Source organism: Sphingomonas lycopersici, assembly GCF_026130605.1.
GTDB classification, from domain to species: domain Bacteria; phylum Pseudomonadota; class Alphaproteobacteria; order Sphingomonadales; family Sphingomonadaceae; genus Sphingomonas; species Sphingomonas lycopersici.
Genome location: NZ_JANFAU010000003.1, coordinates 538,333 through 559,413, shown reverse-complemented (window position 1 = coordinate 559,413; position 21,081 = coordinate 538,333). Strand labels below are relative to the sequence as shown.

The following is a 21,081-nucleotide window of genomic DNA, read 5'->3' as shown; positions in this document are numbered from 1 at the left end:
TTAGAACCGCACCTTGAGCGTGCCGCCGAAGGTCCGCGGATCGCCGAGCGTCGCGGTGACGAGCCCGTAATTGAGCACGCTCAACGTCTGATAATAATTCTTGTCGAACAGGTTGCGCGCCCAGACCGACAGTTCATAGCGACCGTCCTCGAAGCGGAGCCCGAGCCGCGCGTTGACCAGGCCATAGCCGGGGACGAGCCCGTAGCTGCTGTTGCTGGCGACGGTGTAATAGGACGAGCGGTACGACCAGTCGCCGTGGAGGAACGCCTCGGTCCGATCGCCGACCGGCTGGGTCACGTCGCCGCCGACCGACGCGGACCATTTGGGCACCCCGGCGAGCGGCTGGCCCGACATGTCCTGCACCGGATTGCCCGCCGGATTGGCCGGCGTGGGATTGAGCGCTTCCACCGGGGTCGGCCCGTTGGGATAGCGGACATAGGTCGCGTCGGTATAGGCGAGCGAGCCGGTGAGGCTCAGCCAGCGCGCCGCGCGCCACGCCACATCGCCCTCGAAGCCGCGCGAGCGGACCTTGGGGATATTGGCGATATAGTTGATATAGGTATTGGTGCCGACGATCTGCTGGACGATCGTCGTCTGATATTGATCGACATCGGTCTGATAAGCGGCGAGGTTGATCGTCAGCGCGCGATCGAAGAACTGCGATTTGACCCCGATCTCGTAATTGTTGACCTTCTCGGGATTGACCACCGGGTTCACCCCGGCCGGGATCGCGGTGAGATTGAGCCCCTGGGACTTGGAACCGCGCGAATAGGTTGCGTAGAGCAGCACGTCGTTGCTCGGTTTCCAGCCGAGGGTGGCGAGGCCGGAGAGGCTGTCGTCGCTGGTATCGACGTTGAACGACTGGATCGGCCCGAGCGCATTGCGGATCGTGTTGACGCGGGCGACCTGCACATCGGTGAGCCCGGTGGTCGGCAGCGCGAAGGCGCGGACGCTGGTATAGCCGCCCCATTTGTCCTCATGCGTGTAGCGCAACCCGAGCGTGAGGCTGAGCGCCGGGGTGATATGCCAAGTGCCCTGACCGAACAGCGCGGCGCTGCGTGTATGCGGATCGGAGGTATAAGTGGTGAGCAGCCCGTTGCTGGCGATGTTCGCCACCGCCTGATTGTCGTTGGGATAGAGCGCGAGCGCGGCATCCGGGCCGAATTGCGTGCGGCCGTAGCCGCGCACCACCTGCCAGAAATAATAGCCGCCGATCAGCCAGTCGATCGTGTGCGTGCCGGTCGAGGCGATGCGCAGTTCCTGGCTGAACTGGCGCTGGAAGTTCCGGATATGTCCGACGGTGTTGATCGACCGGGCGATATAGTCGCCGTCGTTGAGCGGGAACCAGTTCCAGTTGCGCACCGCGGTGACCGAGGTGATCGCCGCGCCGCCGAGATCGTAATCGACCTGCCCGGATACGCCCCAGGTGTTCATGTTCGCCTGGAACGGCGAATTGGCGTCGGTGCGGCGCGCGAAGGGATCGAGCGGCTGCGGGGTATAGCCCAGCCGCGCGACGCGCTGGTTGAAGTTGTTCGCGATCGTCGTGCCGTTGCGATAGGTGTCGAACGTGCCGGCCAGCAGGTTGATGCAGCAATGCTGTTTCTGCTGGCTCCAGTCGCCGATCAACCGGATCGTCAGCCGCTCGCTTGGGGTGAGGAGAAGCTGGCCGCGCACCGAGGCATTTTCGTAATCGTGGACATGTTCGCGGAGCGTGGTGTCGTAGAGGAAACCGCCGCGATCGGTATAGGCCGCGCTCAGCCGGAAGGCGGCGAGGCCTTCGGCGATCGGGCCGGTCAGCGAGCCGCGGACCTGGCGGTAATCGTAATTGCCGAGATCGGCCTGGCCGTCGAAATGCCAGTCGAATTGCGGCAATCGGCTGGTGATGTTGATCGCGCCCGCGGTGGTATTCTTGCCGAACAACGTGCCCTGCGGCCCGCGCAAGACTTCGACGCGATCGAGATCGACGAGATCGAACTGGCTCTGTCCGACGCGGCCGTAATAGACATTGTCGATATAGAGCCCGACACCGTTTTCGAGGCCGTCGGTGGTCAGCGCGACATTCGAGCCGAGCCCGCGGATATTGATATTGGTATTGCGCGGGTTGAAGCTGAACACCTGAAGCGAGGGGACGAGCTGCTGGACCTGATCGAGCCGATAATCACCGCGCACGCCGAGCTGCTCGTTGCCGATGACGCTGAGCGCGATCGGCACGTCCTGCGCCTTTTCGACGCGGCGGCGGGCGGAAACGAGCACTTCGGCGGCGGCCGCCGGCTCGGCATCGGCGCTCGCCGCCGCCGCGGCGACGGGTTCGGGCGCCGCGGCGTCGTTGCTGGCGAATTGGGTCTGGGCGGTGGCGGCGACGGGGAACAACGCCGGCAGCGCGGCGGCCGCGGCGAGCAGATATCGACGGTAATTCAGGGCGTGACTGGTCACTTCCTCTAACCCCCTTTCCGGTTGAGGCTGGTTGTCGTTGGCGAGCGGGGACGCACGGCTCCCCGTCGCGTGACGCAGTGCGTCACGCGTGAAGGGCGAGCGGAACCGGGCCGCCAATCGTGCGGCGCGACGGTTTCCGGCGATTATGCTCGATGGATCAGCGGGCGGTGCGGCAGCACCGACACCGGGGCGGATCGTGGTGGCGGGGGTGTATCATCATACTCGCCTCGCAAGATGGAATGGGCCGCGACTGGCCCGCATCTCAATTCCTACCGGATTGGAGGAGATTTAAAAAGAAGAGATGCTAGGGGCGGTGTAAGCTCGGCTATCGAGCGCCGGAGCGTCGGCGCCGAGGGCGCGCGCGGCGCGAGGAAGGCACGCAGCGCCGCGCGCAGCGATGCCTCGGTGCTATCCCCCGCAATATCATTCTGGATTGCGTCGCGGGTGGCGAAGCGGCTGCGCCAGCGCGCGGCGAGCGCGAGGATATGCGCCGCCGTGCCGATTCCCGATGCGACGAGCAGCGACGGAAAGGGCAAAGGGGTGGCCGGGGTCGATGCGAGGCCCAGCCGCGGCCACTCGCGCGGCGCCGCCGGATCGAGCAGCACCGCCCCCGCGATCTGCCGCGAATAGCGCAACGGGCTGAGCTGCGCCCAATGCGCGAAGGCGATCGCGGCCAGCTCCGCCGCGACGACGATCACCGGCTGGGCGAGGTCGATCAGCGCCGCATCGAGCTGCGCGGCCCATTTGCCGGTCCGCTCACCCACGTCGAGCCGCAATTCGTGGCGATCCGCCTGCGGCAGATCACCGGCGGTCACGATTAGCAGAGCAGCATCGCCGATCGACATCGGATCACTCCCGCGCCTGATTGCTGAGGGGCACCGGATCGCCCCGATCGCGCGCAGCCGGTGGTTTAATATATACTGAATAGGTAGGAAATCGAGTCGCGCCGAAGCGACCGGTCGTCGCGCCCGGGTGCGATCTTATTGCCGCGCCGCGCTCGCCGCGCGCAGCGACTCGCCGAGCAGGGCGAAAAAGGCTTTGCTGCCCGCGCAATGCGCGACATCCCATTCGGGATGCCATTGCACCGCGAGCACGTCGGCGCCGCAGCCGGGCGCGCGGATCGCCTCGATCAATCCGTCGTCGCTCGCCACCGCTTCGATCGCGAGGCTCGCGCCAAGCCGTGCGATGCCCTGCTGGTGGACCGAATTGACGGTGAGGTGTCGATGCCCGGCGATTCCGGCGAGCACCCCGCCGTCGATCAGGTCGATCGCGTGGCGGTGATCGAACAAGGTGGCGTAATCCTCGTCCCACGAGCCGCGGTGATGCCGCCCGCTCGTGTCGGTCGCCGCGAGCGTGCCGCCGAACAGCACGTTGATCTCCTGCAATCCGCGGCAGATGCCGTAGACCGGCTTGCCGCGCGCGATCATCTGCTCGGCGAGTTCGAACGCGACCGCATCGCGTTCGGCATCGACCACGGCGCCTTCATCGGCCGGCCCCCCGCCGTAGCGCGCCGGCGCGACATGCGATCGCGCGCCGGTCAGCAACAGCCCGTCGAGCACCGTCGCGACCGCGCGCGCATCGACCGCATCGCTGACCGCCGGCACCAGCAGCACCGTCGCGTCGCACAATTGCGTCACCGGCGCGATGAAGCGCGTCGCGACCGACTGCACCGGCCGCGCGGCGACTTCGTTCGCGCACATGATGCCGATCACCGGGCGCCGCATCATCACGCCGCCTCGAGCTCGTCTTTGAGCGCGCGCGCGGCGCCGGCGGGAAGCTCGCGCGCCTCGGGCTGGACGATCACGCTGTCCGCCGGCACGTCCGACAGCAGCCAGACATTGCCGCCGATCACCGATCGCGCGCCGATCGAGACGCGGCCGAGGATCGTCGCCCCGGCGTAGATCACCACATCGTCCCCCACCACCGGATGCCGCGCGAGCGCGCCGCCGGGCGCGCGCGTCGCCGAGCCCAGCGGGCTGCACGCGCCGAGCGTGACATGCTGGTAGAGCCGCACCCGATCGCCGACGATCGCGGTCTCGCCGATCACCACCCCGGTGCCGTGGTCGATGAAGAAATTGCGCCCGATCGTCGCGCCGGGGTGGATGTCGATCCCGGTGCGCTCGTTGGCGAGCTCGGAGATCAGCCGCGCGACGATCGGCGCGCCCAATGCGTGGAGCTGGTGCGCGAGCCGGTGGTAGAGGCTGGCAATCGCGCCGGGATAGCAGAGCAGGATCTCGTCGACGCTGCGCGCCGCCGGATCGCCGAGGAATGCCGCCTCGACATCGCCGTCGACCAGCTCGCGCACCTCGCCGAGCGATGCGCCGAACAAGCGGACGATCGACGCCGCCTGGTCGGCCGGGAAATCGGCGCGCGATTCCTTTTGCCAATAGCCAAGCTCTGCGGCGATCTCGCGTTCGAGCGCGCCGAAGCCCGCGATCAGCTTGGCGGCGACGAACCGGTCTTCCTCATCCCCCGCCGCGCCGCGGAACCGCCCGAGCCGGCGCGGGTAGAGCGCGGCGGCCAATATGTCGACGATCGCCGCGATCGCCTCGCGCGACGGGAAGCTTTCGACATCGCGCCCCTCCTCCTGCCGCGCGCGCCAGCGATCGCGCGCGCCGCGCAGCGCGGTCACCGTCTCGGCGAGGGTCGTCATCGCCGCGCGCCCGGTTGCGGCACAGTGCGCAGATAGGGGGTGATCGTCCGCCAGCTGCCGAACAGCCGCCGCGCGGTTTCGTCGTCGACCGAGGGCAGGATGATGACATCGTCGCCGTCGCGCCAATCGGCCGGGGTCGCCACCTGTTGCGTCTCGGTGAGCTGCAGGCTGTCGATGCTGCGCAGCAGCTCCGCGAAATTGCGCCCCGTCGAGGCGGGATAGGTCAGCGTCAGCCGCAGTCGCTTGGCGGGATCGATCACCAGCACGCTGCGCACCGTCACCGTATCCGACGCATTGGGGTGGATCAGATCGAGCAGATGCGAAACGCGCCGGTCCTCGTCCGCGATCAGCGGGAAGTTGAGCGCGACGCCCTGCGTCTGTTCGATGTCCGAAGCCCAGGCGCGGTGGCTCGCCACCGAATCGACCGAAAGCCCTGCGACCTTGACCCCACGCCGGTCGAACTCCGGCTTGAGCCGCGCGACCGCACCCAGCTCGGTCGTGCACACGGGGGTGAAATCGCGCGGATGGCTGAACAGCACCACCCAGTCGTTGCCGGCCCAGCGGTAGAGACCGAAGTCTCCCTCGGTCGACGCTTGCGTAAAATCCGGCACCGTATCGAAAAGCTTGAGCGACATGCTTCACCTCCGATGCACGATCATATCCTATCAATTTAATAGGATATGGAATAAAAGCTATCGCGGCGGCAAGGCGACCTTTTGTCGGACGAAGCGACGAAGCGGTCGCGCGCTCACCCCGGTTCGTACCCGAAGCGCCGACGAAGCTCGGCCGCGCCGGGCGGGGTGACGCGGATCGCGCGGCTGCCGTCGACCCGCGCGATCCAGCCGCGGTCGAGCAGCCGTTCGAGCAAGGCGGCGCCGAGCACGCCGGCGAGGTGCGGGCGGCGCTCGCTCCAGTCGAGGCACGGACGGCAGACCGGCCGGCGGCCCCACCCGCGCGGGGCATCGAGATCGATCGCCATCTCGCCGAGCCACGCCCGCCCGTGATCGGTCACCGCGATATTATTATCGTCGATCCGCACCGCGCCGTTTGCGACCAGCGTATCGGTGATCGCGATGCCCAGCCGCCCCGCGAGGTGATCGTAACAGGTCCGCGCCTCGCGAAGCGCGTTTGGCACGCGCGGCGTCGCGCGATGCCGCGTAACGAGCGGTGCGGTCACCGCCATCAACCCTTCGAGCAGCCGCGCGACCTCGGGCGAGGCGAGCCGGTAATAGCGATGCCGCCCCTGCGCCGCGACCGCGACCAGCCCGCCGTCGAGCAGCTGGCGCAGATGCCCGCTCGCAGTGGCGGCCGAGACGCCGGCGATCGTGGCGAGCTCGCCCGCGCTATGCGCCTGCGCGTCGAGCATCGCATCGAGCATATTGGCGCGCGCCGGATCGCCGATCAGCCGCGCCACCGCCGCCATATTGTTTCCCGTCGTCATGTCGCGCTTTTAGCATGGTCGGCGGCGATGACATTTCGCTCGCGGCCAAAAGGTCGCGTTCCGCGACCATTTTTTTGCGGATCGGAGTAGCGTGATCGCCCGGTCCGTGTGATTTCGCCGGCGATGAACAACCTGACTCGCCGCAATATCTTCGCACAGGCATGGCCGATCATCGTCGGTCAGGCGCTGGTGCCGCTGGTCGGGGTGGTCGATGCGACGGTGATCGGGCGCACCGGCGACGCCGCAATGCTCGCGGGGGTCGCGCTGGGCGTCACGACGGTCAATCTGATCTTCTGGACCTTCGGCTTCCTGCGGATGGGGGTGACCGGGCTCACCGCACAGGCGGTGGGCGCCGGCGGCGGGGAGGAATTGCGCGCGCTGCTCGTGCGCGCATTGTTGCTCGGGCTGGGGCTGGGTGCGATATTGCTGCTGCTGTCGCCCGCGATCGTCCCGCTCGCGCTGCTGCTGATGCACGTGCCCGCCAACGCCGCCGCGGCGGCGCATGACTTCACCGCCGCGCGCTTCCTCGGCGCGCCCGCCGCGCTCGGCTTCTACGTGCTCAACGGCTGGCTGCTCGGGCTCGGCCGGACGCGGCTGGCGCTCGCGTGCCAGGTCGCGTTCAACGGCATCAACATCGTGCTCGACGTGCTGTTCGTCGCGGTGTTCGGGCTCGGGCCGTGGGGGGCGGGGATCGGCACCTCGATCGCCGAATGGGTCGCGCTGGCGAGCGGGCTATGGGCGGCGCGGCACGTGTTGGGGGCGGGCTGGTGGCGCATCGGCCGCGCGACGACCTTTGCCCCCGGCGCGTTTCGGCGGCTGTTGTCGGTCAATGCCGATATCATGATCCGCACCGTGGCGTTGCTGCTGCTGTTCACCTGGTTCGCACGCGCCGGCGCACGGCTCGGCGCGGTGCCGCTCGCCGCCAATCATGTGTTGATGCAGTTCGTCAGCATCAGCGCATTCGTGCTCGACGGGTTCGCCTTCACCGCCGAGGCGCGGGTCGGGGCGGCGATCGGCGCGGGATCGCGCCAAGGCCTGCTGCGCGCCGCGCGACTGACCGGCGAATTCTCGCTCGCGGGCGGCGTGCTGTTCGCCGCCGCGATCGCCGCGAGCGGGCCGTGGCTGATCACGCTCGTCACCCGCGATCCCGCGGTACAGGCGCAGGCGGTGGCGATGCTGCCCTTTTGCGCGCTGGTGCCGCTGCTCGGTATGCCGAGCTGGCTGCTCGACGGCATCTTCATCGGCGCGACGCGCGGGCGGACGCTGCGCAACGCGGCGATCCTCTCGCTCGCGCTTTATCTCGTCACCGATGCATTGCTGCGCGGGCTGGGCGACGCGGGCGTCTGGATCGCGCTGCTGGCGAGCTACCTCTATCGCACGGCGGCGCTGGGGCTCGCTCTGCCGCGTCTGGTGAAGCAGGTGGGGCGCTGATCGGCGGCCAGCGCTCCCGCCCGGCGCTCAGGCGCAGGATCGACGCTGCGGCGGCTTGGTGCCGTTCGGTGTCAGGATGACCTTGCCGACACGCGGATCCCACACGCTGGTGAAGCGCGGGAGGAAGCCGATGCCGAGCGTCAGCCGTTCGTCCTGGCGCTCGCTGCGCTCGAGATCGACCAGATCGACACGCTTCCCGCCGAAGGTGGCGGGCGTCACCGCGATACATCCCTTGCCGGGGCGCGGCTTGACGACCTTCGAGGGCGCGATCCGCTTCCAATTGGCGGGCTGCAGCGCGAGGCTGTCCCAGCCGGTCGTCCTGACGACGGTCGGCGTGGAATGGCCGCCGATGCTCGCGACGAACGGTCGCACCGGGCTGGAGGGGAGGAACGAGAGCGTGATACTCTCGGGCGGGCGCGGCGTCGGCGGCGCCTTGGCCAAGGGCATCAGGCGGACGACCTGCCGGCGATAATCGATCGTCGTGACGTATTTCTTGAAAAAGCCCCAGCCGAGCCAGCCGAGGAAGCGCGGGTCGATGTCCTGCTGCTGCTGACGGGCATCGATGCTGAGCGCGGCATCCGGATTCTTGCCATTGCCCGACGAGGCGGGAACCTTGAGCACCCCGGCGAGATCGGCCTTGTGCGCGCCCGCGTGGCGGCGAAGGACGATCGACTCGTCGCCACCGACGTGAACGCCCTGATCGAGCGGGACATAATGACGGTTCAGCAGGAAACGATCATAGGTCCCCGTATCGAGCAGGAAGACGCCGGGCTTGCCGTCCACCGCGCCCTTGATGAGCGGGAACCCTTCCTTGTTGAGCTGGAACGGCAGGACGGTCTCGCCCGTCGCGGGGCGGGGGCTATGCTTCTTTTCGGTCTTTGCGACGGCGGCGAACGGCACGGCCGCGAGGAGGATGGCGAAGGCTGCGACTTTCATGCGGCGGATCATGCCGGGCCGCAACGCCGCGTTCAAGCCGAACGCGGCAGGAAGCATCGGATTTCTAGTGCTTATGGGCGCCGCCGCCGCCCATTGCTCAGGACGGCCTCACCTTGAGCAACGCCAGCCCGAACCCGACGAAGATCGCCCCCGTGATGCGGTTGAACGCGCGCTTGATCGCCGGCCGGCTCAGATAGCGCGAGAGCGAATGGCCGCCGAACGCGTAAACGGCATACCAGCCGCATTCCACCGCGGCGAAGGTGAGCACCAGAATGGCGAATTGCGGCGCCTGCGGCTGGGTCGGCGTCACGAATTGCGGCAGGAACGCCGCGGCGAACAAGATCAGCTTGGGGTTGCTGATGCCGATCGCGAAGCCGCCGCGAAACAATCCGCCCGGCGACACCGCGGCGGGAAGCTCGTCGCTGCCCACATCGATCGGGCCGGCCTCGCTGCGCCACGCCTTGATGCCGAGATAGATCAGATAGGCGACGCCGGCGTAGCGCAGCACCGCGAAGGCGCCCGGCACCGCGAGCAGCAAGGTCGTCAGCCCGGCCGCCGACGCGGCGAGAACGGTAACCACCGCGGCGAGGCAGCCGGCCATCGCGGCGACGCTGCGCTTCATCCCCATTTCCACGCTTCGCGACAGGATGTGGAGCATATTGGGGCCGGGCGTGCCGGAGAGCAGGAAGACCGCGCCCGTAAACAGCCACCATGTGTGAAGCGTCATCCCTGCGTCCTTTGCCGACCGAAAGCGAGCGACGCGTTAGTACCTGAAATCGGCAGCTTTACGGCGAAGCGATAAGATTAGCATTGACTAATGAATTAGCGAAGACTAATTGAACTGCATGATGCAGTCCGTTGCGATCGACAATGTGCTTCGCGCGCTCTCGGACCCGACCCGCCGGGCGGTGTTCGAGCGTGTCGCGCGATCGGAACTCAACGTGGTCGAGCTGACCCGCGAGAGCGGGGTGACGCAGGGCGCGGTGTCGCAGCATCTGAAATTGCTCAAACAGGCCGGGCTGGTGACCGAGCGGCCGGAAGGTCGCCGGGTCTTCTACCGCGCCCGCCCGGAGGGGCTGGCGCCGTTGTTCGACTGGCTCAGCCATTATGACGCTTTCTGGCGCGACCGGTTCGCCGATCTGCGCTTGCTTCTCGAGGAGATCGATCAATGACCGACAGCCTGGTGCAGACCGACGCGCGCGTGATCGCGGTCGACGAGGTGTTCCCCCACGCGCCGGAGACGATCTGGAAGACGCTGGTCGACCCCGAACTGATCGCGCGCTGGCTGCGGATGACCCCGGTCGGGTTCGAGCCCGTCGTCGGCAATCTCTTCACTTATCAGACCAGCCCCGCGGGCGAATGGGACGGGACGATCCGCTGCGAGGTCATCGAGGTCCAGCCGCATCGCCGGCTCGCCTATAGCTGGCGCGGCGGCCATGTCGCGAACACCGGCTACGGCTCGCTGCTCGATACGGTGGTGACGCTGACGCTCGAACCGGTCGACGGCGGCACCCGGCTGCGCGTGGTCCATTCCGGGTTCGAGCTGCCGCGCAACGAAACCGCTTATCGCAACATGAGCGGCGGCTGGGTCGGCGTGGTCACCCGCGTCGGGGAGATCGCCGATGAGCAGGCGTAACGCATTATCCGTCCGACGAGCAGGAGCGACGTCATGAGCGAGGAACTGCCGAAAAACCATCCGCCGATCGTCTCGCCCGAGGCGTGGCGCGCGGCGCGCGAGGCGATGCTGGTGAAGGAAAAGGCGCTGGTCCGCGCCCGCGACGCGCTCGCCGCCGAGCGGCGGCGGATGCCGTGGATGGCGGTCGAGAAGGACTATGTCTTCGAGGGACCCGAGGGATCGGCGACGCTGCTCGATCTGTTCGCCGGCCGGCGCCAGCTTATCGTCTATCGCGCCTTTTTCGAGCCCGGGGTGTTCGGCTGGCCCGATCACGGCTGCCGCGGCTGCTCGCTCGGGGCGGATCAGGTCTCGAACCTCGTCCATCTCAACCAGCGCGATACGACCTTGGTCTATGCCTCGCGCGCGCCGCAGCCCGATATCGCGCGGCTCAAGGCGCGGATGGGGTGGGAACAGATTCCCTGGTATACGATCACCGACAGCTTCGACGCCGATTTCGGGGTCGACGAATGGCATGGGCACAATGTGTTCATCCGCGACGGCGCGAAAATCTATCGCACCTATTTCATCGACAATCGCGGTGACGAGGCGATGGGCAGCGTGTGGAGCTATCTCGATCTCACCCCGCTCGGCCGCCAGGAAATCTGGGAGGATTCGCCCGAGGGCTATCCGCAGACCCCGCCGTACAAATGGTGGAACTGGAACGACAATTATGACGCGGAGGACAAGCCCGACCCGCAATGGGTCGCGGTGACCGACGCCGGCGAGGCGGCGTTCCGCGATCCCGACGCGCCGGTGAAGGCGTGACCGCGTCGCGCTGGCTCGCGCTCGCGGCCAGCCCGACCTTCGCGGTGATGGCGCTGCTGAACCTCGCTTACGGCAGCGATGCGCTGATCTGCTCGGCGATGGGCACCGGCGCGACCGGCGGGATGACCGGCATGTATGCGTTGATGAGCCTGTTCCACGCCTCGCCGTGGCTCGCGCTGCGCGGCAGGGCGCGTGTTCAGGGCTGAGCGGCAGCGGGGAAGCGCGTCACCTCGGTGAAGACGACCTGCCACCGGCCGCCGCGTTTCGCCCATATGTCGGCGAACCGCATATGGCTGACGAAGGGCTTTCCGCCGTCGGTGCCGCGCAACGTCACCTCGCCCGACAGCACCGCGCCGTCGCGCCACACCCGGTTGATCGGATGCTCGATGACGAAAGGCTGGAGCGAGAAGCCCGGCGCGGTCGAATCGCGGATGAATTCGGCCTTGGTCGATATCTCGGCGGCGCCGTTGACCAGGGTATAATCGTCGGCGAGCAGCCGCTGCAGCGCGGCGCCGTCGTTATGCATTTGCGCCTGATCGTAATCCGCCGCAGCCTGCGCCAGATCGGGCGGCAAGGCCGCATCCTGTGGCGCGGCCGTTGCGAGCAGGGCGGTCCATAATATCGCGTGCATCCGTTTCTCCTTCAGGCATCGGGGACAGAAATCGACGGCGCGAGCCGCAGCACCTCGGGCTTCTGCATCAACGCGGGAAGCAGCGTATCGGCGATGCCGTCGCGCCAGCCGCTGCGCGCGCGCAGGCGGGTGTCGAACCCGCGCTCGCCGGCCTCGTCGGGGAAGTGCGCGATCCACAGGAAAACCGGGTCGTGCTCGCGCACCGGGAGCCGCGGGAAATTGTTCGCGGCCGCCTCGCTGGCGAGCGTCACGACCAGTTCGCCGCCGGCGCCGCGGATCTCCGGGCGCATCCGCGCGTCGAAGAACGCCGCGAACGCCGCCGGGTCGACATCGCGCAGACGATGGATCGCGATGCGGGTCACGCCCTTGTTCCCCAGCGCCTTCGGCCCGACCGGCCCGGATATGCGCTTCAGCAGCAGCACATTGTCGCTGTCGAGGATCATCGCATTGGCCTCGTTGCGATGCGCTTGCCACGCCGGACCGGTGTAGAAGGTCTGCAGCGCCGTCTTGCGCGCATCCATATCGGCGAAGCCGCGTATCCAGACGAAGCGATCGGGATCGTCGAGATCGCGGAATACCGCCAGCACATGACAGCCGACCGCATCCTGCGAGGTGACGAATTGCTGCTCGAACAATCGCGTGAAGGCGGTACGCGTGCCGCCCTTCAGTGTATATTGCCGCAATTCGAACACGCTGAGCTCGGGCGATGCCGCCGCGAGCAGCGGCACGGCCGCCAGCCCCGCCGCGCCGGCCACGAACAACCGCCGATCGATCACCGCCGGAACTCCATCACCCAATTGGTCTCCCACGTCGCCCCTCGATCGGGCGAGAAGGCCTGTTGCCAGCGCGGCACCCCGGCGGTGGGCATGTCCCAGATATAGCGGACGCGGATCGCCTTTCCGTCGAACATGCTGTCGCCGAAGAAGGTGCCGATGCCGTTTTCGAACCGGCCGGTGACGGGCGGATCGATCTCGGCAAAGCGCCCGTCCCACCACCAGATCGACCACAGCCCGGTCTTGGGATCGAGCCGCCGCAGCCCCTCGGCATGATAGGCGCCGAGCGGATCGTCGAGGAAATTGTCCTCATAGCCGGCGAGCCCGGCCATCAGCGGCCCGGCGGTGGTGGTGCCGGCGAATTCATACCAGTCGGTGCTCCGCGCCAGCCGTCGCCGCAGCTTGCGGTGGTGGACGGTCCAGCGCCCGTCCTGAAACGAGAAGTCGCGCAACGGCACGGCGCCGGTAGCGGTGGGCGGCGCGGTGGCCGCGGCGGTGAGCAGGGCGCCTCCGGCGATCAGGGCGCGGCGATCGAGCGGGAAAATCTCTGTCATGCCCCGAGCCATAATCGGGTAAATATGTCAGCCTGCGTCAACATTGATGCGCTAAGGCCGAATGATGCGTGCGAGCCGTCTGCTTTCGATCCTGATCCTGCTCCAGATCCACGGGCGGGTCTCGGCGCGCACATTGGCCGAGCGGTTCGAAGTATCGAAGCGCACCATCTATCGCGATGTCGACGAGCTGAGCGCGGCGGGGGTGCCGATCTATGCCGAACGCGGCGCGGCCGGGGGCTTCGCATTGCTCGACGGCTGGCAGACCCGGCTCACCGGGATGACCGGCGAGGAAGCCGAGGCGATCCTGCTTTCGGGCATGCCGAGCGCGGCGGCCGACCTTGGTTACGGCGAGACGGCGGCGACCGCGCGGCTCAAATTGTTCGCTGCCATGTCGGCGCCATCGAGCGCGGCGGCGCGGCGCGTCGCCGATCGTTTCCATTTCGATCCCATCCCCTGGCATCGCCGCCCAGCGCCGCGGCGCGAGGATTTGCGGCTCTTGGCGCGCGCGGTGTGGGAATGCCGCCGGCTTCAGCTCGTCTATGATAGCTGGGCCGGCCCCACGCCGCGCACGCTCGAGCCGCTCGGCATCGTGCTGAAGGCCGGGGAATATTATTTCGTCGCGCTGCGGCGCGGGCAGCCGGCGATCCACAAGCTCGACTATGCGCGCGATCTTGTGCTGCTCGACGAGGGCTTCGCGCGGCCGCCCGATTTCGATCTCGCCGCCGCATGGCGGGATGCGCTGGCGCGGTTCGAGGCGGCGTTGCGCCGCGATGTCGCGACGCTGCGCGTCGCCCCCGCGGCGATGTCGCGACTGGGCGCGCTCAACGCCGATATGACCGAACCGATCCTCGCCGCGGTGCCCGATGCGGACGGCTGGCGCCGCGTCACCGTGCCGATCGAGAGTGTCGATTTCGCCGCGGGCCAGCTGCTCGGCTTCGCGGCCGCGATCGAGGTACTCGCGCCCGCGGCGCTTCGCGCGGAATTGAAGGAGCGGGCAGAGGCTGTGACCGCGCTCTACGGATGACGGCATGTCCGCCGTCGTTGCGACGTCCGGCGACCGCGCGATCACCGAAGCGCGCGGTCGAACAGGTCGAGCGCTGCCGCGATCGCCGCCCGATGCGCGCTCTCCTGAACGGTTGCGTCGCGACAGACCGAAACCTCTTTCACCGCGGCTGCCGAACAGGTGGCGAGGAAGCTGTAGTGCGTGACGCCGGGAAGGATCGTCACGGTCGCGCCGGGGATCAGCGGCTTGGCGACCAGCGCATGGGTTGTCGGCGGCACCGTCACATCGGCTGCGCCGGCGATGATCGCCACGGGCACGCGCATGGCGCTAAGGCTCGCCGGCGTCAGCGGCTGCACCACCGGCGCCATCGCGAAAACCGCTTTCACACCGGGAAGGGAATGGTCATCGCTCGCCTTCGCCCGCTCGGCCGCGAGTGCGGGACTTTCGAGCGTCGCGGCCGCCTCTTCGTTGCTCAGCGCGAACTCCAGCTGCGGCTTGCAGGTGCCATCTTCGGGGTGCTCGTGGCAGAAGCGGATCATGTGCGCGGGATCGGTGCGCGCGCCTCCCGCGACCAGCGCGGTCAACCCGCCGATTGAGAAGCCCGCGACGCCGACGCGCGCCCGATCGATATGCGGCGACAGCCGCGGATCGGCGAGTACCGCGGCGAGCGCCACCTTCAGATCGTCGGCCCTGTCCCACCAGAGCACCGAACCGGCAGCGGTGGGGCGATCGATTCCATTGTTTCCGGGATGGTCGACGGCGACAACGACATAGCCTCGCTCGGCAAGTGCGCGGCCGAACCATCCCATCATCCGCGCCGATCCGCCGAAGCCATGCGACAAGAGCACGACGGGGTGCCGCGCCTCGTCAACGAATAGCGCGTCCGGTGCCGTGGTTCCGACCAGGAAGAGCGGCTGGTCGGGCGGAATGTCGATCGAGCGCTCGGGCGCACCAGCCTTCGCTGGATACCATATCGTAACGCGCAGGTCGGGGCGGTGCTCTGCATCGCGTAGCGCCGCGCTCGGCTGAGTGGCGAGCCGGTGCTGTTCCCCCACCGCCGCAGCCGCGGGCGCGGCGATAGGCAGGCAAAGCGCCGCGGCCATCAGGGTCAGCATTCTTGGGTTCATCCTATGGCTCCACGGCGTTGTGTCGCGGCTGTTCGGCACACAGCCCGTCCAGATAGAAATCGAGGTGACGATGCGCGAGCAATCGCTCCTCGTCCGGTGGCAGCCCCACCGCCAAGGGCCGCGCGAAGCGGGTCAAGGCGAAGACGATGTCGCGCTCGGAAAGATCGCTGCGCAGCGAGCCCTCCTGCGCGGCGCGGCCGACGATCGATTTCATGAGCGTTGCCGCACGCGCGCGAAGGTCGGGCCAATCCGGTTTTTCGAGCAGCGGGTGGAGAATATTCACCACCCCGATCCCGTTATCGAGGGCCATGTGCATATACTGACGCAGGGCGTCGACACCGCCGGGAACGGTTTCGACCAGCGTTTCTCCCGCGCCGATGCTCTTTTCCAGCACATGACGAATGACAGCGTGGAGGAGGGACTGCTGGTCCGGGAAGTGCCGGTAGAGCGTCCCGATGCCGACGCCGGCGCGCTCGGCAACAGCGTCTCGCGCGGGCTCGCCGCCGGCTTCCAGCGCCAGGTCGACGGTGACCTCGATGAGCCGCTGTCGATTCCTTTGCGCATCAGCCCGCATCCTGCACCCGCGCTCGACTCCAGAGCGATTGCCTTGACGCATCCATAAACGGAGGATATCACTCCGTTTGTTGTGCTGTCAATGTCGCTGCGAGGCCCATCGGGTTCGGGATCGATGAAACCACGGGCAACCAAATCTCGCTGGTCATCGGGAGGGGCGGCGATCCCCTGCCGTGTTCGCGACGCCAGTTGATCCACTTCGCGGCGACGGACTCAGTTCAAGGAGGCGCTAATGTATGCAAAAGATGTCCCGCCTGGCACCACGTTCTATCACGGCACCAAGGCCGACCTCGCCGTCGGCGACCTGATTGCGCCCGGTTTCGGAAGCAATTTCGTCGAACGCGGACTGAAGCACGTCTATTTCAGCGCGACGCTCGACGCAGCGACGTGGGGGGCGGAACTCGCCAAGGGCGAAGGCCGGGGCCGTATCTACGTCGTCGAGCCTACCGGTTCGTTCGAGGACGATCCAAACCTCACCGACAAGAGGTTCCCCGGCAACATAACCAGATCCTATCGCTCAACGGGACCGTTGCGGATTACGGGCGAGGTGAAGGACTGGATCGGCCATTCACCCGAACAACTCCAGCACATGAAGGACAGTCTTGCCCGCATGAGGGAGGAGGGCAGCGACACGATCATCGAGGACTGATCCGCACGAGTCTCCCCTTATCGCTTTTGCGCTGCGCGCGGCCCCCGGTTGAGCAGAAACACGACATAGCCGCGAAATTGCGGATGCCGTGCCAGCATCGGCGGCGCAGCCCACTCACCGCCCTCGACCAGCGCGACGCGAAAGGGAATCGGAAAATGCTCCATCCGTCGGAAATAGCGTTCGTAACCGGGAATGGTGGTGCGCCCCTGATAGGTCTGCACCACCGCCTCATCGATGATATGCGACAGCGCCGCGAGCGCCTGCGGGTCGCCGTGTGCGCTCCAGTCCATCAGTCCGGTAACCGACAATTTCCATCGCCGGGGCAAACGCTGCCGAAGATCGGCGAGGAAACGGGCATAGCCATCGATTCCGCGGGTCGCGGCGTCGAAATCGATCTGGAGCCCGGCAAGATCGTTGCCCGCCGCCTGCCAGCGTTCGAGATCGGCGAGGATCGCGTCATAGACCGCTGCATCCCAATCAAGTCGGTTGGCGCGCACCACCAGCCACAGCGCTTTTCCCGGCAGCCGCGGCACGCCCATGCGGAGCCGCTGGAAGCGCCGCGGCTGCCGCACCTCGCCGTCAAGAAGGTAGAGCGTCCTGGGGCGAAGCGCCGCCGCCGGCCTGACGCCGGGCCACAGGTAAAAGGCATCATAGCCCGCAGCGGCCACCTTTGGTGCGACGGGGGGCTCGGGCGCCGGCCGGCAGGCCGCAAGCAGCAGCAGCGCGCCGATCGCAAGCCGTCTCACCAATAATAACGCAGCGATTTGGCCCAGCGGCTGTTGGGATAACGCGTCTTCAGCTCGGTGAACCATGCCTTTCGCCGCGCGATCGGCGCCTGCGCCGCGTCGCTTTCCGCGCTGGTCGCATGGGGTCCGCTACACCCGTTATAGGCCGATGGCGCATAGCACATCACCGCGCGATAGAGCGCATAAGCGCGCTCCTCCGGCGCGGCGCGCTGATCGGCTATGACCGCGTCATACAGGGCGTCGCGCGACATCGGGCGCCCCGGGAAGCCGTCCGGCCCCGCGCCCAGCCATTCCTTCTCGCCGTCCGGCCTGAACAGGCTGAAGCCATCGAAGCCGTTGAGGCGATAGAATTCGCCGAGGCACAATTGCGCTTTGCGATCGGCCGGCGCGCGCGCGAGCGTGGCGGCGGTCTGGGTGATGGAGGGGCAGGCGTAATCCTCGGCCCAGGTCCCTTTGCGGAACAGGCCCGCCGGCACCCTGTCCTGAAGCGAGAAACTCCAGAGCCCGCCATCGGCCCCGGCATCGACGGGAAGCGACGCGATATCGCGGCCGAAATCGCCATAAGCGCCGCGATTCAGATCCTTGTACAGCAACGTGAACCAGGCGATGTCGCGTTCGTGCGCCGGGCGCGTGGCATCTTTCCCCACGCCTCGCAGGATCGCCGGGGTCGCCACCGTCTGCAACAGGATTTCTCGCGTCGCGGCGTCGGTGATCGGCGATCCGGGCGCGAAGATTTGCGCCACCCGCCCGTCGCGCTGCCACCGGATCGCCAGCCCCATCTCGACCAGCGGCCGCTGGAACAGCGGCGCGGCGCCGCCCATCATGTCGCGCCAGAAGCCGGCCTCATTGACGTCGCCTGTCCGCGCGAGCGCCATGCCGCGCAGCATCTGGCGGCTGAAGGCCAGCGGGGTGAAGCTGCCCGCTTTCGCCGCATCGGGAAGCAACGCGAGGATCGCCTTCGGATCTTCGCCGGCATAATAGCGCCGCGTCGCTTCCAGCAGCGTGTAGAGATCGGGGCGGGCGGCGAAGTGCGGCTTCTGTTGCGCCAGCTCGTCGGCGGAGAAGCTATATCCCTTGCCATCCTCGCGGCGCATACGCTTCAAATCGGCGATGGCGAGCAGCAGCGGCGTGTCGCCTGCCGCAGCGATGCGTGCGGTGACATCATCGGCATCCAACAGCTTGCGATCGATCTCCTCGGCGAGCAGCGCGCTTGCCTCGCTATCGCCAGGCGTCGTCGCGAGCAGTTTCTCATAAGCGCGGATCAGCGTTGGATTGTCCCCGCCGAGCCAGGCGACGCGCCGCTTCAGGCCCTCGGCCGATTCCGCGTAAAGCCCCTTGGGATAGGCTTTGAGATAGGCGGCGATCGCCTCACGCGCCTCGCCCAGCGCCGCGCGGTCCACCTTATCGGTTCCGGCGAAATCGCCATATTGATCGGTGGTGCCCGCCACCGCCGCGCGCAAGCCGATGCGGATCGGCATATAATGCGCGGCTTCGGCCACCCAGCCGGTCCGCGCGCGGGCGAGTGCGGCAAACCCCTGTCGCGCGGCCGCCCAATCGTTGCCGTAAAAGGCATAAGCCGCCTTCAGATAGGCGAGATAGTCGCGCCCCGGCTTGCTCGTAACCGGGGCATCCTCCCATTTCACCTCGTGGCAGCTCATCTGCGTCCGTAACGCGCCGAGCGCATCGCGCTCGGCCGCGGGGAGCGCACGCTCCTGCGCCAACGCCGCCTTGAACGCATCGACCGCAACATCCTGATCCGCGCAGATGCGGGGCGCGTCGGCCGCACCCTGCGACTGGGCCGATTGGGTCGTCGCCGGTTGCGGCCAGAATGCTTGCCGCAGCCCGTCCCAGGACATGAAGGTGTGCCCGAACTGGCGATCGTCGCTCCCGGGCGTCGCGCGCGCTTCGCCGCCGCGCGGCGGCATCAGGCTGCGCATCAGCAGCACCATGTTGATGCGCGTATCGTTGCCGGGGTTGAGCATCGCCTCTCCCCCGCAGGCGAAGGACGGCGAGGCCAGCCGCCATTCCGCCGAACAGCTATTGTCCGCGCACGCCCAGACCGCACCACCCGCTACGATCGTGGACGCCGCAAATGCCGTCAGCCCGGCGATCGCCCTGCGCTTATGCCCCTTGACCATATGGCCGCTTCCATCCCTGCTTCATTGTTTTTCTGGCGGATTTTTCCGCGAAGCGAAAGGCGCGGATCCGCCCGATGCCAAATCGGCGAAACGGGGCGGTTCGCCGCGTCGTTGCCCACCGCATCATCTGCGCGCGAAATAAATTCCGCTGCGACGGGAATAATCCGCATCGAGCCACGGTCTTTTCCCATGAACATGGTTTCAAGGGACCAAGCCGATGACCGATCACGCGGACGAAAGCCTCAGCCGGCGCGGCCTGCTGACCCATTGCGCGGGCTGGGCCGGTGCCGGGGCGCTCTACACGCTGACCGGCGGGATCGCCTCGTCGATCAGCCTCGATGCCGCGCTGGCGGCGCCCCCGCGTCGTGGCGCGAGCAAGCCGTTCACCTTCCTCCAGATAAGCGACACGCACATCGGCTTCGACAAGGCTGCCAATCCCGATACGCGCGGCACCGCGATCGCGGCGGTCGAGAAGATCAAGGCGCTGCCCGACAAGCCCGACATCATCCTCCACACCGGCGATATCACGCATCTGTCGACCGAGGAGCAGTTCGACGACGCGCGGCAGATATTGTCCGGGCTGGGTGCCCCGGTCTTCTATGTCCCGGGCGAACACGATTTCCTCGATGAAGGACAGGGGCGCGCCTATCTCGCGCGTTATGGCGCCGGGACGCTCGGCACCGGCTGGCACAGCTTCGATCATCTCGGGGTGCATTTCATCGCGCTCAACAATGTCGCCAATTTGAAGGCCGGTGGGATGGCGCATCTCGGCGAGGAGCAGCTTGCCTGGCTCAAGCGCGATCTCGCGGGATTGTCGGCGAGCACCCCGATCGTGGTGTTCGCGCATATCCCGCTGTGGACGGTCTATGAGGCATGGGGATGGGGGACCGACGACAGCGGGGCCGCGCTGGCGCTGCTCCGCCGGTTCGGCTCGGTCACCGTGCTCAACGGCCATATCCACCAGATTCTGCAGAAGGTGGAAGGCAATGTCTCGTTCCACTCGGCGCGGTCGACCGCTTATCCCCAGCCCGCGCCGGGTGCTGCGCCGTCGCCCGGTCCGCTCAAGGTGCCGAGCGAGCAGCTTCCCATGATGCTCGGCATCCGTACCGCGCGCTTCGTGCGCGGCAATGAACCGATCGCGCTGATCGACCAGTCGCTCGCCTGACCCAGTTTTTCGGAGTATCGCCATGACGCATGCCGTTGCCGCCGCCCGTCGCCTTGCCGCGCTGGCGCTGATCCTCGCTTTGCCCGCACTTGCCGCGTCGTCCGGCCCCGCGGCGGCGGCCACCCCGGCGAAAACCGTGACGGTGGCGATTAAGACGTTCGCCTTCACCGCGCGGGTCATCACCGTGGCGCCGGGGACGACCGTCGTCTGGACCAATGAGGATGAGGATCCGCATACCGTGACCGCCGCCGACCGGAGCTTCCATTCCGCCGCGCTCGATACCGGCGGCAAGTTCAGCTTCACCTTCACCAAAGCGGGCGATTTCGGCTATTTCTGCTCGCTCCACCCGCACATGACGGGCCGGGTGATCGTCAAGGCGAATTGACCA

24 protein-coding genes are annotated in these 21,081 nt (G+C 67.4%); 9 read left to right on the top strand and 15 right to left on the bottom strand.

The features are described 5' to 3' along the window. The 6 genes from NED98_RS09210 to NED98_RS09185 form a co-directional block, all read right to left on the bottom strand. Positions 1-2,433, bottom strand: a complete 2,433-nt coding sequence (locus NED98_RS09210) for a TonB-dependent receptor (protein WP_265312752.1) — start codon at positions 2,431-2,433, stop codon at positions 1-3. 269 nt (positions 2,434-2,702) lie between these two features. Further along, a complete protein-coding gene (locus tag NED98_RS09205; RefSeq protein ID WP_265312751.1) occupies positions 2,703-3,278 on the bottom strand; it encodes an alpha/beta hydrolase in 576 nt (191 codons plus the stop codon). 135 nt (positions 3,279-3,413) lie between these two features. Next, a complete protein-coding gene (locus NED98_RS09200) occupies positions 3,414-4,160 on the bottom strand; it encodes a gamma-glutamyl-gamma-aminobutyrate hydrolase family protein (protein ID WP_265312750.1) in 747 nt (248 codons plus the stop codon). Further along, a complete protein-coding gene (gene epsC, locus NED98_RS09195) occupies positions 4,160-5,086 on the bottom strand; it encodes a serine O-acetyltransferase EpsC (protein WP_265312749.1) in 927 nt (308 codons plus the stop codon). The genes NED98_RS09200 and epsC overlap by 1 nt, the downstream gene beginning before the upstream one ends. Further along, on the bottom strand, positions 5,083-5,721 hold the full coding sequence (locus NED98_RS09190) for a peroxiredoxin (RefSeq protein WP_265312748.1): 639 nt from the start codon (positions 5,719-5,721) through the stop codon (positions 5,083-5,085). The genes epsC and NED98_RS09190 overlap by 4 nt, the downstream gene beginning before the upstream one ends. Positions 5,722-5,834: 113 nt before the next feature. Further along, positions 5,835-6,527, bottom strand: coding sequence for an ArsR/SmtB family transcription factor (locus NED98_RS09185; protein WP_265312747.1), 693 nt, complete (start codon positions 6,525-6,527; stop codon positions 5,835-5,837). 123 nt (positions 6,528-6,650) lie between these two features. Between NED98_RS09185 and NED98_RS09180 the strand changes: the two genes are divergently transcribed. Beyond that, entirely contained in the window at positions 6,651-7,958 is a 1,308-nt protein-coding gene (locus NED98_RS09180) for an MATE family efflux transporter (protein ID WP_265312746.1), read from the top strand. 27 nt (positions 7,959-7,985) lie between these two features. Here the strand turns inward: NED98_RS09180 and NED98_RS09175 are convergent, their stop codons facing one another. Both NED98_RS09175 and NED98_RS09170 read right to left on the bottom strand, forming a co-directional pair. Further along, positions 7,986-8,894, bottom strand: a complete 909-nt coding sequence (locus tag NED98_RS09175; protein ID WP_265312745.1) for a hypothetical protein — start codon at positions 8,892-8,894, stop codon at positions 7,986-7,988. Between the two features lie 97 nt (positions 8,895-8,991). Then, positions 8,992-9,621, bottom strand: a complete 630-nt coding sequence (locus tag NED98_RS09170) for a LysE family translocator (protein ID WP_265312744.1) — start codon at positions 9,619-9,621, stop codon at positions 8,992-8,994. Positions 9,622-9,739: 118 nt separating this feature from the next. Between NED98_RS09170 and NED98_RS09165 the strand changes: the two genes are divergently transcribed. Genes NED98_RS09165 through NED98_RS09150 form a run of 4 tightly spaced genes read left to right on the top strand, consistent with a single transcriptional unit; the run spans position 9,740 to position 11,540 of the window. Continuing rightward, positions 9,740-10,066, top strand: a complete 327-nt coding sequence (locus NED98_RS09165) for an ArsR/SmtB family transcription factor (protein WP_179514094.1) — start codon at positions 9,740-9,742, stop codon at positions 10,064-10,066. Further along, the gene (locus NED98_RS09160; protein ID WP_265312743.1) at positions 10,063-10,530 is read left to right on the top strand and encodes an SRPBCC family protein; all 468 of its coding nucleotides are present in this window, start codon (positions 10,063-10,065) and stop codon (positions 10,528-10,530) included. Before NED98_RS09165 ends, NED98_RS09160 begins: the two co-directional genes overlap by 4 nt. Before the next feature lie 33 nt (positions 10,531-10,563). Next, complete coding sequence (locus tag NED98_RS09155) at positions 10,564-11,334, top strand: DUF899 domain-containing protein (protein WP_265312742.1); 771 nt, start codon at positions 10,564-10,566, stop codon at positions 11,332-11,334. Next, a complete protein-coding gene (locus tag NED98_RS09150; protein ID WP_265267684.1) occupies positions 11,331-11,540 on the top strand; it encodes a hypothetical protein in 210 nt (69 codons plus the stop codon). The genes NED98_RS09155 and NED98_RS09150 overlap by 4 nt, the downstream gene beginning before the upstream one ends. Here NED98_RS09150 and NED98_RS09145 read toward each other — a convergent pair. The 3 genes from NED98_RS09145 to NED98_RS09135 are packed head-to-tail and all read right to left on the bottom strand — an operon-like array spanning position 11,531 to position 13,292. Continuing rightward, positions 11,531-11,965, bottom strand: a complete 435-nt coding sequence (locus NED98_RS09145) for a nuclear transport factor 2 family protein (protein WP_265312741.1) — start codon at positions 11,963-11,965, stop codon at positions 11,531-11,533. The two genes, NED98_RS09150 and NED98_RS09145, sit on opposite strands and share 10 nt — an antisense overlap. An 11-nt stretch (positions 11,966-11,976) precedes the next feature. Beyond that, a complete protein-coding gene (locus NED98_RS09140; protein ID WP_265312740.1) occupies positions 11,977-12,741 on the bottom strand; it encodes a putative quinol monooxygenase in 765 nt (254 codons plus the stop codon). Beyond that, positions 12,738-13,292 carry a DUF1579 domain-containing protein gene (locus NED98_RS09135; protein WP_265312739.1) on the bottom strand — a complete coding sequence of 185 codons (555 nt, stop codon included), beginning with the start codon at positions 13,290-13,292 and terminating at the stop codon, positions 12,738-12,740. Before NED98_RS09135 ends, NED98_RS09140 begins: the two co-directional genes overlap by 4 nt. 64 nt (positions 13,293-13,356) lie before the next feature. Here NED98_RS09135 and NED98_RS09130 point away from each other — a divergent pair, with 64 nt between their 5' ends. After that, complete coding sequence (locus NED98_RS09130) at positions 13,357-14,316, top strand: helix-turn-helix transcriptional regulator (protein ID WP_265312738.1); 960 nt, start codon at positions 13,357-13,359, stop codon at positions 14,314-14,316. Positions 14,317-14,357: 41 nt separating this feature from the next. On the opposite strand, the gene NED98_RS09125 is transcribed toward NED98_RS09130, so the two are convergent. Together NED98_RS09125 and NED98_RS09120 are read right to left on the bottom strand one after the other, a co-directional pair. Beyond that, positions 14,358-15,410, bottom strand: a complete 1,053-nt coding sequence (locus tag NED98_RS09125) for an alpha/beta hydrolase family protein (RefSeq protein WP_265312737.1) — start codon at positions 15,408-15,410, stop codon at positions 14,358-14,360. Between the two features lie 13 nt (positions 15,411-15,423). After that, a complete protein-coding gene (locus tag NED98_RS09120; protein WP_265312736.1) occupies positions 15,424-15,996 on the bottom strand; it encodes a TetR/AcrR family transcriptional regulator in 573 nt (190 codons plus the stop codon). A 231-nt stretch (positions 15,997-16,227) separates the two neighbouring features. On the opposite strand from NED98_RS09120, the gene arr reads away from it, so the two are divergent. Then, entirely contained in the window at positions 16,228-16,644 is a 417-nt protein-coding gene (arr, locus tag NED98_RS09115; protein WP_265312735.1) for an NAD(+)--rifampin ADP-ribosyltransferase, read from the top strand. Between the two features lie 17 nt (positions 16,645-16,661). Here the strand turns inward: arr and NED98_RS09110 are convergent, their stop codons facing one another. Both NED98_RS09110 and NED98_RS09105 read right to left on the bottom strand, forming a co-directional pair. Continuing rightward, positions 16,662-17,390 (bottom strand): DUF3142 domain-containing protein, encoded by a 729-nt coding sequence (locus tag NED98_RS09110; RefSeq protein ID WP_265312734.1) that lies wholly within the window; start codon positions 17,388-17,390, stop codon positions 16,662-16,664. Further along, entirely contained in the window at positions 17,387-19,528 is a 2,142-nt protein-coding gene (locus NED98_RS09105) for a PA5441 family protein (protein WP_265312733.1), read from the bottom strand. The genes NED98_RS09110 and NED98_RS09105 overlap by 4 nt, the downstream gene beginning before the upstream one ends. 217 nt (positions 19,529-19,745) lie before the next feature. Between NED98_RS09105 and NED98_RS09100 the strand changes: the two genes are divergently transcribed. Together NED98_RS09100 and NED98_RS09095 are read left to right on the top strand one after the other, a co-directional pair. Continuing rightward, the gene (locus NED98_RS09100) at positions 19,746-20,693 is read left to right on the top strand and encodes a metallophosphoesterase family protein (RefSeq protein WP_265312732.1); all 948 of its coding nucleotides are present in this window, start codon (positions 19,746-19,748) and stop codon (positions 20,691-20,693) included. Between the two features lie 22 nt (positions 20,694-20,715). Continuing rightward, positions 20,716-21,078 carry a cupredoxin domain-containing protein gene (locus NED98_RS09095; protein ID WP_265312731.1) on the top strand — a complete coding sequence of 121 codons (363 nt, stop codon included), beginning with the start codon at positions 20,716-20,718 and terminating at the stop codon, positions 21,076-21,078. Positions 21,079-21,081 lie beyond the last annotated feature (3 nt).

What these genes read in the sequence shown, in the direction of transcription:
- NED98_RS09205 (WP_265312751.1), bottom strand. Translation starts at nt 3,278, where the DNA reads ATGTCGATCGGCGATGCTGCTCTGCTAATCGTGACCGCCGGTGATCTG.
- NED98_RS09200 (WP_265312750.1), bottom strand. Translation starts at nt 4,160, where the DNA reads ATGATGCGGCGCCCGGTGATCGGCATCATGTGCGCGAACGAAGTCGCC.
- epsC (WP_265312749.1), bottom strand. Translation starts at nt 5,086, where the DNA reads ATGACGACCCTCGCCGAGACGGTGACCGCGCTGCGCGGCGCGCGCGAT.
- NED98_RS09190 (WP_265312748.1), bottom strand. Translation starts at nt 5,721, where the DNA reads ATGTCGCTCAAGCTTTTCGATACGGTGCCGGATTTTACGCAAGCGTCG.
- NED98_RS09185 (WP_265312747.1), bottom strand. Translation starts at nt 6,527, where the DNA reads ATGACGACGGGAAACAATATGGCGGCGGTGGCGCGGCTGATCGGCGAT.
- NED98_RS09180 (WP_265312746.1), top strand. Translation starts at nt 6,651, where the DNA reads ATGAACAACCTGACTCGCCGCAATATCTTCGCACAGGCATGGCCGATC.
- NED98_RS09175 (WP_265312745.1), bottom strand. Translation starts at nt 8,894, where the DNA reads ATGAAAGTCGCAGCCTTCGCCATCCTCCTCGCGGCCGTGCCGTTCGCC.
- NED98_RS09170 (WP_265312744.1), bottom strand. Translation starts at nt 9,621, where the DNA reads ATGACGCTTCACACATGGTGGCTGTTTACGGGCGCGGTCTTCCTGCTC.
- NED98_RS09165 (WP_179514094.1), top strand. Translation starts at nt 9,740, where the DNA reads ATGATGCAGTCCGTTGCGATCGACAATGTGCTTCGCGCGCTCTCGGAC.
- NED98_RS09160 (WP_265312743.1), top strand. Translation starts at nt 10,063, where the DNA reads ATGACCGACAGCCTGGTGCAGACCGACGCGCGCGTGATCGCGGTCGAC.
- NED98_RS09155 (WP_265312742.1), top strand. Translation starts at nt 10,564, where the DNA reads ATGAGCGAGGAACTGCCGAAAAACCATCCGCCGATCGTCTCGCCCGAG.
- NED98_RS09145 (WP_265312741.1), bottom strand. Translation starts at nt 11,965, where the DNA reads ATGCACGCGATATTATGGACCGCCCTGCTCGCAACGGCCGCGCCACAG.
- NED98_RS09135 (WP_265312739.1), bottom strand. Translation starts at nt 13,292, where the DNA reads ATGACAGAGATTTTCCCGCTCGATCGCCGCGCCCTGATCGCCGGAGGC.
- NED98_RS09130 (WP_265312738.1), top strand. Translation starts at nt 13,357, where the DNA reads ATGCGTGCGAGCCGTCTGCTTTCGATCCTGATCCTGCTCCAGATCCAC.
- NED98_RS09125 (WP_265312737.1), bottom strand. Translation starts at nt 15,410, where the DNA reads ATGCTGACCCTGATGGCCGCGGCGCTTTGCCTGCCTATCGCCGCGCCC.
- NED98_RS09120 (WP_265312736.1), bottom strand. Translation starts at nt 15,996, where the DNA reads ATGCGGGCTGATGCGCAAAGGAATCGACAGCGGCTCATCGAGGTCACC.
- arr (WP_265312735.1), top strand. Translation starts at nt 16,228, where the DNA reads ATGTATGCAAAAGATGTCCCGCCTGGCACCACGTTCTATCACGGCACC.
- NED98_RS09105 (WP_265312733.1), bottom strand. Translation starts at nt 19,528, where the DNA reads ATGGTCAAGGGGCATAAGCGCAGGGCGATCGCCGGGCTGACGGCATTT.
- NED98_RS09100 (WP_265312732.1), top strand. Translation starts at nt 19,746, where the DNA reads ATGACCGATCACGCGGACGAAAGCCTCAGCCGGCGCGGCCTGCTGACC.
- NED98_RS09095 (WP_265312731.1), top strand. Translation starts at nt 20,716, where the DNA reads ATGACGCATGCCGTTGCCGCCGCCCGTCGCCTTGCCGCGCTGGCGCTG.